At 48.4% G+C, this 12,289-nt stretch carries 10 protein-coding genes and 1 pseudogene; 6 read left to right on the top strand and 5 right to left on the bottom strand.

What is annotated here, in order from left to right; all coding sequences use genetic code 11:
* From HWQ67_RS05885 to HWQ67_RS05900, 4 genes and pseudogenes are all read left to right on the top strand, one after another.
* Positions 1 to 256 (top strand): annotated as a pseudogene (locus HWQ67_RS05885) (hypothetical protein); the annotation flags it as partial.
* 64 nt (positions 257 to 320) lie between these two features.
* On the top strand, positions 321 to 962 hold the full coding sequence (locus HWQ67_RS05890; protein ID WP_218251726.1) for a hypothetical protein: 642 nt from the start codon (positions 321 to 323) through the stop codon (positions 960 to 962).
* A 61-nt stretch (positions 963 to 1,023) separates the two neighbouring features.
* Complete coding sequence (locus HWQ67_RS05895; RefSeq protein ID WP_218251727.1) at positions 1,024 to 2,436, top strand: DEAD/DEAH box helicase; 1,413 nt, start codon at positions 1,024 to 1,026, stop codon at positions 2,434 to 2,436.
* Between the two features lie 316 nt (positions 2,437 to 2,752).
* Positions 2,753 to 3,067, top strand: coding sequence for a HigA family addiction module antitoxin (locus HWQ67_RS05900; protein ID WP_218251729.1), 315 nt, complete (start codon positions 2,753 to 2,755; stop codon positions 3,065 to 3,067).
* A 292-nt stretch (positions 3,068 to 3,359) separates the two neighbouring features.
* On the opposite strand, the gene HWQ67_RS05905 is transcribed toward HWQ67_RS05900, so the two are convergent.
* Positions 3,360 to 4,163, bottom strand: coding sequence for an EcsC family protein (locus HWQ67_RS05905; RefSeq protein ID WP_218251730.1), 804 nt, complete (start codon positions 4,161 to 4,163; stop codon positions 3,360 to 3,362).
* 134 nt (positions 4,164 to 4,297) lie between these two features.
* On the opposite strand from HWQ67_RS05905, the gene HWQ67_RS05910 reads away from it, so the two are divergent.
* Together HWQ67_RS05910 and HWQ67_RS05915 are read left to right on the top strand one after the other, a co-directional pair.
* Complete coding sequence (locus HWQ67_RS05910; protein WP_218251732.1) at positions 4,298 to 7,309, top strand: PAS domain S-box protein; 3,012 nt, start codon at positions 4,298 to 4,300, stop codon at positions 7,307 to 7,309.
* A gap of 31 nt (positions 7,310 to 7,340) precedes the next feature.
* On the top strand, positions 7,341 to 8,459 hold the full coding sequence (locus tag HWQ67_RS05915; RefSeq protein WP_218251733.1) for an ATP-binding response regulator: 1,119 nt from the start codon (positions 7,341 to 7,343) through the stop codon (positions 8,457 to 8,459).
* 26 nt (positions 8,460 to 8,485) lie between these two features.
* Here HWQ67_RS05915 and HWQ67_RS05920 read toward each other — a convergent pair whose 3' ends face one another.
* The 4 genes from HWQ67_RS05920 to HWQ67_RS05935 form a co-directional block, all read right to left on the bottom strand.
* Positions 8,486 to 9,577: an ATP-grasp domain-containing protein gene (locus tag HWQ67_RS05920; RefSeq protein ID WP_218251734.1), complete on the bottom strand. Its 1,092-nt coding sequence runs from the start codon at positions 9,575 to 9,577 to the stop codon at positions 8,486 to 8,488.
* 143 nt (positions 9,578 to 9,720) lie between these two features.
* On the bottom strand, positions 9,721 to 10,680 hold the full coding sequence (locus HWQ67_RS05925; protein WP_218251736.1) for a branched-chain amino acid ABC transporter permease: 960 nt from the start codon (positions 10,678 to 10,680) through the stop codon (positions 9,721 to 9,723).
* The gene (locus tag HWQ67_RS05930; protein WP_218251738.1) at positions 10,677 to 11,564 is read right to left on the bottom strand and encodes a branched-chain amino acid ABC transporter permease; all 888 of its coding nucleotides are present in this window, start codon (positions 11,562 to 11,564) and stop codon (positions 10,677 to 10,679) included. Before HWQ67_RS05930 ends, HWQ67_RS05925 begins: the two co-directional genes overlap by 4 nt.
* Before the next feature lie 96 nt (positions 11,565 to 11,660).
* Positions 11,661 to 12,289 (bottom strand): PD-(D/E)XK nuclease family transposase (locus tag HWQ67_RS05935; protein ID WP_218251737.1); only part of this gene is annotated, 629 nt, incomplete at its 5' end.

Raw genomic sequence — 12,289 nt, forward strand, 5'->3', positions numbered from 1 at the left:
GATGAAAATGGTAACTGTTTCCAATTCTTCTCCTTTGATCAGTTTAGCCTCTATTGCTGAATTTGATCTTCTGCGGTTGTTTTTCAAAGAAATATATATACCGGAGGCAGTTTATAAGGAAGTAGTTACTCAAGGTCAAGGTCGTTTCGGGCAAAAAGAAGTGAAAAATGCTCGTTGGATCAGAGTAGTAGCCGTTAAAGGCAAGGATAAAGATGCACAGCAGAGGTTTGTACAAAAAATTTCCGTGTTTCCCTGATAATTTTATACTCTGAATCGCTGCATGTTGCGCTAATCTTTACAGAAGTGCTATGATATAAGTTATGAGAGTATTGAGGCATTTCAACCTGCTCAATGTTGGCCTTATCGTATTGCTTGTGATGGCTGGGATGTACGAACAGGGGCTTTATAAGGAAAAGCGCCCGGTGAGGGTTGCCATGAAGAAGGTTGAGCCTCTGCAACATGAGGAGGTAGCAATACAGGAGGGGCAACAGTTACAGGACAGGGGCAGTTATATGCTTATCACAGACAAGAACCTGTTTCACCAGGACAGAAAACTTGTCTTACCCGTTAAGACACCGCCCGAGACCCAAGCACCCCCGCCTGAGTTCACAGTGTATGGGATACTGATGTATCCTAACGCCACAACAGTCTATGTTGAGGACAAGAAAAATCCCTACAGCACGCAGGGCAGGGGGACAAGACAAAGGAGACTCCACCAGGGAGATACAATCAGCGGCTACACGTTACAGACTATAACACCTGAATACGTTGAGTTCGTCAGTGGTGAAAAGACCTTAAGATACATGGTCGTAGACCACAGCAAGAAGAAGCCCCGTACAGGTATATCACCTGCATCACCACCGGTACCACAAAAGGGCAATCCACCACACGGGGCACCTCCGGGTATGAACACACCTCCCGGCACACCCCCAATACCAATGCCGCCTATGCCTGGACCATAAGGTTTTGGGGCATAATCGGGCAAATCAAAGAATAGAAGGCACATAAATGGATATGGAACAAATGGAACAAGAAATAAAAAACGAGTTTGAGGTATTTGGTTTTAGCAAGAACATCCTCAAGGGGGTCATAGAGGCTGGTTACAAGGTACCATCCCCGATCCAGGAAAAGGCGATACCGGTGATCCTGCAGGGACGCGACGTCATTGCGCAGGCACAGACGGGCACCGGCAAGACGGCAGCCTTTGGATTACCGGCAATGCAGATGGTCAACTACACCGGAGAGGTGGAGATACTGGTGATAATCCCCACGCGTGAGCTTGCCTCCCAGGTCAGCGACGAGTTGTATCGGTTGGGACGCTTTGCCTCCATCCAGACGGTGGCGGTATACGGGGGACAGTCCATCAGTCGGCAGGTGGATTTGATCAACCGTGGGGCTCAGGTGGTCACGGCCACCCCGGGAAGGCTCCTAGACCATCTCAGGAGCAAGCGCCTCAAGGGATTCAATCCCAGCATCGTTGTCCTTGACGAGGCCGATGAGATGCTGGATATGGGCTTTATCGAGGACATAGAGGCCATCTTTGAGTACCTTCCCAAAAGGCGTCAGACGTTGTTGTTTTCGGCGACCGTTCCACCCGTTATTGCGAGATTGGCACGCTCGATCCTCAATGACCCGGTCACGATTGACGTCACACCCAAGGACCTGGCAACCAACGCCGATATCGAACAGCGATACTACGTGATAGATGAGCGTGAGCGTGAGGAGGCCCTTGTCAGGCTCATAGACACGGAGGCCCCGCCAAAGGCCCTGATCTTCTGTCGCACCAAGAAGGAGACCGACCTCCTTTCTACGACGATGATATCGCGCGGCTACTCTGCAAAGGCGCTGCATGGGGACATGGAGCAGTTCCAGCGAAACACCACCATGGATAACTTCAAGCGTGGGCGCATCGATATGCTGATAGCCACCGACGTGGCAGCCAGGGGGTTGGATATCACCGACGTCTCTCACGTATTTAACTACCACATCCCATTTGATCCGGGCAGCTATGTCCACCGCATCGGGCGCACGGGCAGGGCTGGAAAAAAGGGCATTGCCATCACCCTGGTCACACCGCTGGAGTTCAAGGAGCTAACGCGCATCATGGAATTCTCCGGCGCCCCGATCATCTACGAGGAAGTGCCAACCATCACACAGGCCAAGAGACGGCATCAAAACACTCTAGTAGACAACCTAACTCAAAGACACATCTGCGATGAGTCCGTTGAGATCATCCAGCGTTTGTCTGAGGACATGGACTGTACGCAGATAGCGTGTAAGGCGGTCTCCATGCTCCTGGACAAGCAAAAGGTGGCAGGCCCAAACAGGATTGGTCTGAGCACCAGGGAGGTTGAACGCATAATGCACAAGACAACAAGGCCAAAGGCGCCACGGAGAGCGCCATCAAGAATACCAGCCAGGAGAAAGAGATTCTAAATTATCAAGAGAAAAACTATTGCCTATGGAGATATTTTTCAGGAAGGAAAAAACGTATCCTCTTAAAAAAAAATGGTAAAAGGTTTCGCAGGAAGGGGTCAAGGGGACTGGTCCCCTTGCAGGGGGTTCTGAAGGGGGGCGGAGCCGCCCCTTTCTTTTTTGTGCTACCATGAAATATAAAGAAGATACGAAAAAACAGCTAAAACGAGGATTGTCTTTGCACCATATCATGATCCAATCCCTAAAAAGGACGATGGGGGATAGACCTTGAGCAAATTAAGTCAATAGAGATAGTTGATGTGGAGTATTATCACTGATGAGTGTAAGCTTAATGAGATATGAGCCGGATTATGCCGTTAGTCCTGGAGACATCCTGCAGGAGAGACTTGAAGCTATGAGCATGAATCAAGCAGAGTTTGCAAAGAGATGTCAGATTTCCCCGCAAATTATCAATCAGATAATTCATGGCAGACAACGTGTTACTCCGGAAATTGCAATAATATTTGAGAAAATAACCGGGGTTTCGGCACACATATGGAACAATCTTGAGGCTTCGTATCGGCTCCATGCTCCTGTACAAGCAAAATGTGGTACGCCCAAACAGAATAGGTCTGAGCACCAGGGAGGTTGAACGCATCATGCACAAGACAACAAGGCCAAAGGCGCCACGGAGAGCGCCATCAAGAATTCCAGCCAGGAGAAAGATATTCTAATGGAGCACCACAATCAACCTTGCTGTAACTGTGATGTAATCGTTCACCTATAAGAAAAAAGGGGAGCGGCTCCGCTTCTTGGCGCTCCAGGTCGCACCTGGCTCCCCTCAGACCCCTCCTGCAAGGGGACCAGTCCCCTTGACCCCTTCTTGCCTTGTTGACAGCATGTTACTATCTAATCACAGAAATATTTGCAGGAAGAGTTTTTTATCATCCGGTCTGTGTTACTGCGCAGAGGGTCAGTGCGGCGGATTGTTGCTGTTGGTTTGCCTGCTCGATGACAAACCAGTTTTTGGCGGTGACACCGACGTACTTGGTCAGGGCATAATTGAGCGTGCCACCGAGGATAACACCCACCCCATAGGGCAAGGACTTCTCTACGGCCTTTCGGGTGAAGTTGACGCCTATACGGCTAAACAGGTCCTTTAAGATATGTAAGGCCGCCCCTTGCAGGTAATGCTGTATCATGGAGACACCTGCGTCACTGGCAACCTTGATACCGATGTTTGCACCGGTCAACTGTATGGCAGCGCCCTTGAGATTACTCTTTATCAGTCGTATGGTGCTGAGATTGTCGCAATTGGACTGTAGCGTCAAGCCGGCCTTTTCAAGCGTACCGGCTGCGGCCAGGAGAAAGGCCAGTTGGCGTGATTGCTCTGCCGAGGTGTCGTAACCAAAGGCCTCACACAGACACAGACACATGTCCACCTGGTACTTCATCGCAGTAACCACGTCCACGGCCATACCGGCGGCAATGGCCGTCACCGTACCAATCCCGGGGATAATGCTGGGTATAGCCGTCACACTGCCAATCAGGGCAGCAAGGTTGGAATACTTCTTCACGATCTTGTCTGCTACGAGTATCTGTCCCTTGAGGCCATCACTACTCTTGCAGCACCCATCATAGTACTGCCTGTATCCGTCAACGGTCTGTTTCACCGCATCGGGTTTCATGGCCACCCGCTTGACGGCGTTGTACAGACGACAGTCGTCACACTTTTCTTCTTTAATCATCACGTTAATAATACCTGCTACCTGGCATCTTTGTCAACAGCCTGGGCAACGCAATTCGATACATGTCAAGAAAAAATAAAAATCGCATAAAAATAAACAAAATAATGTTAATATAAAGATATAAGGAGGATATCATGGAACGGGAATCGGTTACAGCAAACAAAGTTACAGGCGTCTCAGGATGGAATGCGGTATGGATGTTTGTTATCCTGGGGATTTGTATACTCCTGGTGGGGTACTTTTCGTTTGAAATGCAAAAACAACGAAGCAAGAAAAATATTGGGAACCAATTATTAATAATAACAAAAACCAAGGTTGAACAGATAGTGACATGGAAAAGTGAACGTCTCAGAGATGCCACCGGTGTCTATACAAACCCCTTTATTGCCGTACATACGGAAAGGTATCTCAATGACAGAGCGTCAGAAACAGAGAAGGCTATATTATATGCGCAATTTTTATCCTTGAAAGATGTTCTAACTCTTGCCGGGATCATGCTTACGGATATAGATGGCTCCGTTGTTTTGTCTACGGAAGCAGGCAATTCAAAGGCAGTCCGCCCGATAGAGGCAGTTATCGAATCGACCTTCAAAAGTGCAATGACCTCAAAAAAAATAGTCATCTCCGACATTTACCTCAATCTGCACAATACCCCAATGGTGACTGTTGTTGTTCCTATATTCAGAAGAGATAAATTTACAGGAGAGATAGCAGGTGATGTGGCAGGCGCTCTTGTAATGGATATAGACCCTTATGCCGGACTGTTTCCGTTGATTCAGGGCTGGCCTGTAATTAGCGACACGGCAGAGACCTTATTGGTCCGTCGTGAGGGCAGCGACGTGGTGTTTTTAAACGAGCTTCGTCACAGAAAGGGTACGGCCATGGTTTTTCGCTTGCCTGTAAGTGATAAAAACCTGCCTGCTGCGATGGCAGCAAGGGGGCAGCGTGGTATGGTGGAAGGTATCGATTACAGGGGACATCATGTGTTGGCAGCGATTATGCCTGTGACGGATACGCCGTGGTTTATTGTCTCCAAGGTGGATCAGGATGAAATTTATACGCCTATTGCAACAATCGCAAAAAACATGTCAATAATCGTCAGCTTGCTATTGACACTGTCAGGTACGGTGATCGGTTTGGCATGGCAGAAGCGAAAAGCCGGCTACATAAAGAAACAGCATGAAACTGAGGAACGCTTTCGGAAGGTGTTTGATAATAGCCAGATTGGAATAGCCTTGTGGAGTAAAGAACACAGATTCCTGGACGTTAACAATAAGTTTTGTGAGATGCTGCAATATACCACTTATGAAACAGGAGACATAACAATTGAAGGGATAACGCATCCAGACGATTTTGATAAAAGTATGAAGATGATAACCAGACTGCTTAACAATGAAATTCAATTATTCCGTATAGATAAACGTTACATAACAAAAACCGGCAAGGTTTTATGGGGCAGCTCAACAATCAGCACAATCAGAGACAACAAGGGACAAATGTTGTATGGCCTGGCAATGATAGAGGACATCACGGTGCGCAAGGAAATGGAAGAGAAGCTTGTCCGTGCAAATCGGCTATATGCGGTCTTAAGTCAGGTAAACCAGGCAATCGTGCGGATAAAAGATGAAACGGAATTGTTTAAGGAAATATGTCGCATCTGTATAGAGTCCGGGGGCTTTAAAATGGCCTGGATTGGATTAAGCAGTTTGGACAATCTGTCAGTAGAACCTGCTGCATTTGCGGGGATAGATGAGAGAGCGCTGGACGATATAGTGAACTGCATAGTAAACAGACCTGACGGGACATGTCCAATCGTTAGGGCCATAAGGAGTGATACGATTTTTATATGTAACGACATGGCAACAGACCATGCAGTAGCCGTTTGCAGGGATGAGGCATTACATAGAGGATACCTTTCATTGGGATCGTTTCCTGTAAGAAAACGTGGAGTTGCTATCGGCACGCTTTCATTGGGCGTTGATCAAAAGAACTTCTTCTCTGACAATGATATTAAACTATTGGAAGAGGTTGCACTGGACATATCGTTTGCATTGGATATAATGCAGGATGAACGGGCGAGAGAGAAAGAGTTGAAACGCAACAAGATGATCCTTGACGTCTCAATGGACGGATTCATGCTAGTTGATCAGACAGGAAAGATAATAGAGGTTAATCGTGCCTTTTCCGACTTGCTGGGTTATTCAATTGATGAACTATACACTATGAACGTTATGGAGATAGACATAGGGCAGACGCACACTGAGATCGTTGCACGTATACAACAAATAATCCATACCGGACACAATAAGTTTGAGACGGTATTGCGACACAAGGATAACAGAAGGGTTGATGTAGAGGTAAGCGTAAGCTGCATAGAGTCGGATGGTGAGATAATGCTGTTTGCTTTTCACAATGATATCACAGAAAAGAAACATAGAGATAAAATGTTTCTTTTAAACCAGAGAAAGGCGCATATGGGTGAGATGTTAAGCATAATAGCCCATCAGTGGAAACAACCAATCTCGGTAATAGGCGCAGCTATAAACAAGCTTAAGATTGAGACTATGTTTGGCACTTTGCAGGAAAACGTGTTGAAGGCAGCTATTGAAAAGATAGACAGTATGATCCAGCATCTGTCACAGACAATAAGCGACTTCATAGGTTTCTTCAAGCCGGATAAGGGTAAGGAGGTGTCGGATATCAGGTCGATTATGCAAAAAGCCCTTAACATCATAGGGGAACAGTATAAAATCAATGGCATTGAGGTAGACCTGAGATGTCAATCGGATACCCGTATAGAGACGCATGTCAGTGAGCTTGTTCAGGTGTTTCTAAGCATCCTTGAAAACGCAAGGGATGCATTTGAGGGAAGAAGTGTGGCCAGTCCAAAGGTATCGATAGACATATATGACAGAGACGCCCGGGTAGTTACGGAGATTAAAGACAACGCAGGTGGTATATCTCCTGAGGTAATGGATAACATGTTTTTGCCCTATTACACCACAAAGGGAGAGTTAAACGGCACAGGGCTTGGGCTTTACATGGCCAATATGATCATAGAGGAGCACTGTCATGGTAAACTGTATGCCAAAAACATTGAAGGTGGAGTGACTTTTATCGTTGAGCTTCCAAAACGGACAGATTAAAAAGTGCAACACGGAGGTAAGAGGTGCAGGTATGGATGAATATGCAATTAAGGATGAACTGCAGAAGTACGCAAAGGATATGGCAGTGCTATATGCTGAGGACAACGAAGGTATAAGAGAAGATATCTCCAACATACTGAGAAAGTTTTTCTATGTGGTAGATACGGCCGAAAATGGTACCAAGGCATTGGATATGTATACGAGCAGGTGTTACGATATAGTCATAAGCGATATCAGGATGCCAGGCATTGACGGCATTGAACTGACCGGTAAGATCAAGGCAATCAACCCTGAGCAGGTGGTAATGATAACGACGGCGTATGAGGATCATAGTTGCATGTATGAGTTGATTAACCTTGGGGTTGATAAATTCATTGCCAAACCGATTAACTTGCTAACCCTGCTGAGGCGCTTGTTACACGTGACAATACGGCTCAATGACAGAAAGACACACATCGCAGACATGCTTGCCATAGCCAGACTTTCGGCTATGAACGAAATTTTGGCCAACATTGCCCACCACTGGAGACAACCACTAAGTGCCATAGGTCTGTATGCACAGGAGCTGCCTGAGCTACATATGGATGGGCAGTTGGACATACAAACGCTAAACAATTGCGTTGCTGATATCATGAAACTTGTCAAATCAATGTCTCGTACGATAGATGAATTCAGACAACACTTTAGGTCTACAGACAACAAAGAAGTCTTCAACATAGCAGATGCAATTGACGACGCTGTTTTTATTGTTAAGGACACCATTAATTGCAATGGCATAAACCTGATAAAAGAGTACGAAACGGACGTTACGATAGAAGGGAATAAGAGACGGTTTTCCAACGTGTTGATCCTTGAGCTTTTGTGTAACGGCATTGACGCATTACTCACAGACAAACCAAACAACCCGTATATAAAGCTCCATGTGACAACAAAAGACAACAAGACAGTGATAACAGTGTCCAACAATGGCGGCCTGATCAGCGATAAGGCGATAAGCAAGCTATATGAGCCATACTTCAGCACAAAGTCGGTAGCCGCCGGCAGCGGATTGGGATTGTACCTGGCAAGGATGCTGCTTGAGAGAGAGTTCAACGGCACCATAAGCGCCATAAATATTGACGGCGGCGTGGAGTTCAGGATAGAGTTGTAAAGCTGAGTTAGATTCGATTAATGGGGTCAAGGGGACTGGTCCCCTTGCGGGAGGGGTCTGAGGGGAGGGCAGAGCCGCTCCCCTTCTTTCTTTCGCCTGATTACGACTGCGGCTGGAATCTTTGCTATCTTGAGGCCGGTGCGTGGATGGGGTATGTCTGAGGCGCTGCACAGTCCCCCAAAGAGGCGGAGCGCCCAGTACGGGATATTCAGCCCCGACAGGGTTGAGTAGATTATCCCCCCGCTCATGCGGGTATTTACTTCAAGGAGATAGGAGGTGTTGCCACCGTCCTTGAATTGGACGTTGTATATGCCGTTTAACCCCAGCGCCCTGGTCAATCTTCTTACGGTGTCCTCTATTTCGGGGTTGTCTTCGATCCACTGTATGTAGCCGAGGTCCCTCGATTTGAGTCTTATGACGAGGCGTATCAATGACCCGTTATCGGCAAGACAGTCAACGCTCCTCTCTGCTCCCTCAAGGTACTGCATCACAAGGAGTTCCTTAAAGCCGGGGCTGTCCTTAAGCGCCCTGCGCATTTGAGCAATGCCCACCTTTGAGCCATCGCCTGAGAGGATGTAATCAACCTCCGACATGTCATCCCTGAGCACCTTGAATCCTATGCCGTGTATGGAGACGGAGGGCTTGAGGCACAATCCACCGTGTCGTGGCTTGAGGTGCGCTACTGCCGAGTCAAAGTCTTCATACGTGCAGCAGAGGCGATACTCCGGGATGTTTACGATGCCCGGGGCAAGGTGGGCGTACAACATTGCCTTGTTGTTGATCATGCGTAGGGTTTCGCTCTGGCCGCAGACCACAACCCTGGCGCCGATGGCGGCAAACTCCTCATATCTGTCGGCAACCTCAGCCGCCCCACGTGTAGGCATAAACACCCCCACCTCGTACCTCCTGCAAGTTTGCAGGCAGTAGTCAACGTAGGCGGCTCCGGTGATGCCTGCCGGTTCAACGGCGGAGATGTCCGTCGCTGCAAGGCCAAGAAATCCGGGGTTTCTGTGCGTGCATAAGACCTTAAACGCCCCCTCCGCATCGGCATCACGGATGTCCATGATGACATTGTAGAGGCTGGAAAAACCCTCGTTAAACCATACCGTTACTGCCATTAATATCCATTAAGTACAAGCACGGTATTAAGTATATACGAATCATGAGAAAAAAAGTAAGGACGGCATACATTTTCATGTAAAAACATGTCAAGATTCTATGAGCTAACGCCTGAGCAGGAAGGGCCTGCAAGCAGTTTCGTTCAGCTTTTGAGGCCCTGAGACCTGAATCGCATCATCAGGATGAGTATTACGCCGAAGACCAGATAGCGGGCATTTACGATGTCCTGGCTGATGAACGTTACCCCTGCCTGTGCACTCCACCTGGCTAACGCAAGGAGTGCTACCCGCAGGATATCCGTCACAGGTATCAGCACCAGGGCGCCCACGACTACACCCGAAACCGACCCCATACCACCAACTATCACAATGCAGAGGACCAATATCGACTCCCAGAAGTGAAACATATCCGGGTGGACGATGTGCATCCAGTGGGCATAGAACGAACCAGCCGCTGCCCCAAATGACGCACTTAGCGCAAAGGCAAGCATCTTGTACCTCCGGGTGTCTATGCCGCAGGCCTCTGCCGCCGTTTCGTCTTCCCTGATTGCGATCATGGCCCTGCCTGTGCGGGAGTGCTCAAGTCGCCTTATGACTACGGTGGCCAGTACCAGCATAAACAGTATCAGATAGAAGAACTCCCAATCCTTGCTCAACGTATGCCACAGAAACGAGGGACCTTTGACACCGGTAATCCCCATTGGCCCGCGTGTCAGCCAGACCTCATTGCGTATGATCAGGACGATGAGTTCGCTGAAACCAAACGTGACAATGGCAAAGTAGTCCCCGGTCAATCCCAGCGTTGGAATACCCCGCAATATCCCCCACAGAGCGCCGTGTGATACCGCAAGAAGTAAAATCATCCAGTACGGTATATCGTAGTGGGCGCTCAACAGAGCCGAGGTATATGCGCCAATGGCGTAAAATCCCACGTATCCCAGATCGAGGTAACCTATGAATCCCGTCACTATGCGCAGGCCAAGGGCAAGTACCATGTACAGCATCGACATGGTGGCTATGCGCAAGACGTAGTTCATTGACGCCCCTATCGGTATCCACGGAAGCAACAATAGAGCCAGTAAGACAACGAGCTTTCTGTTCACCTGCTGTCGCCTTCGGTCTTGCCAAGCAGTCCGGCAGGCTTAAAGATTATAACGAGTATCATTATGGCATATGCGATACCATCTCTGTATGCCGACGATATGTAACCGGCGCCAAAGGCCTCGGCAATTCCGAGGATCATCCCGCCCAATATGGCCCCCGGCACGCTGCCTATGCCGCCCAGGACTGCCGCGGCAAAGGCCTTTATCCCGGCCATGTAGCCCATCGTAGGCCAGATGGCGTTGTAGTACACACCCACAAGCACACCCGCAACGGCCCCAAGAAAAGACCCCGTGGCAAAGGTAAAGGATATCACACGGTTGAGGTTGATGCCCATCAATGCGGCTGCCTTTGCGTCCTGGGCAATGGCACGCATGGCCATACCGGTTTGCGTGCGCATTATTATGTAGTTCAGTGCCAGCATCAGAAGCACGCAGAGCGCAAATATAAACACCTGCAGGTAGTTTATGTTTATATCGCCGATGGTCAGGGCCATCGAAGAGAAAAACGCCGGGAGTTTCTCTGCCGGAAACCCCTTCTGCTGTGCCCCCCATATGATCAGGGCAAGGTTCTGCAGGAATATGCTCATCCCGATTGCGCTGATCAGGGCCACCAGGCGGCGTTTATCTCTGAGGGGTCTGTAGGCAAAGTACTCCAGGAATATCCCAAAGGCAGAGCACACAATCAGGGCTATGCCAAAAGCCGCAAAAAAAGACACGTCGCAGACAGTCACCAGGTGGTAGGCGATGAATGCCCCCAGCATGTACACCTCACCGTGGGCAAAGTTTATAAGCCCCAGCACCCCGTAGACCATCGTGTAACCGACCGCAATCAGGGCATATATGCTGCCCAGCGTAAGCCCGTTAGTCAGTTGCAGCAGAAACAGCGATGATTTGTCGAATATCTCTTGCCAGTTCAGATAAACTCACACAACTATTTTTGTATCTACACTGATACTTTTCCTGATTGAGCGTCTTGTGCCTTACAGCAACCTACCCCTCAACTCCTCCACGGAGGCAGCCCCCTTTATCCGTCCCTTAAAGTCCTCCAGCTTTTTTATGTCCTCAATACCCCTGATATTATCCATAAGCGCAAGGCCATCAGAGCCATACTTGATCTCAAGCATCCCCTCTATTGCCCCAAGTAAGCCTTTTATCAACCCCTTGCGCTCTCCCTCCATCAGCCCCTTTGCCAGCCCTTTACGCTCTCCCTCTATCAGCCCCTTTGCCAGCCCCTCATGCTCTCCCGCCATGAATACCCCTACCTCATCCCTGGACCTCATCTGCCAGTAATCATATATTTCAAGCTCTTTCTCGTTCCACGTCATCTTGTTCGCTATCTCATAGGCCTTCTTTATCTCCACAAAGTCTGCACACTTAGGTACCATATGCAGGGAAACAGCATTCTTTATAAAATGTATCCACTTGTCTGTTATGCCCCTCAACTCATCCTCGGTCCTGGTAAACTTGGGCAACTCTATAAAGTTGAACTCCAAATCCTTTAACTCCTGCCTGTATGTTGACGTATTTAATATCTTATGCCTTGTTAAATAATCATCGCCATCAAATATGTTAAATTCCACTATGCCTATAAATATCACCTGATTTAGTG

It is taken from the genome of Candidatus Magnetobacterium casense (genome assembly GCF_019173545.1).
Classification (GTDB): Bacteria; Nitrospirota; Thermodesulfovibrionia; order Thermodesulfovibrionales; family Magnetobacteriaceae; genus Magnetobacterium; species Magnetobacterium cryptolimnobacter.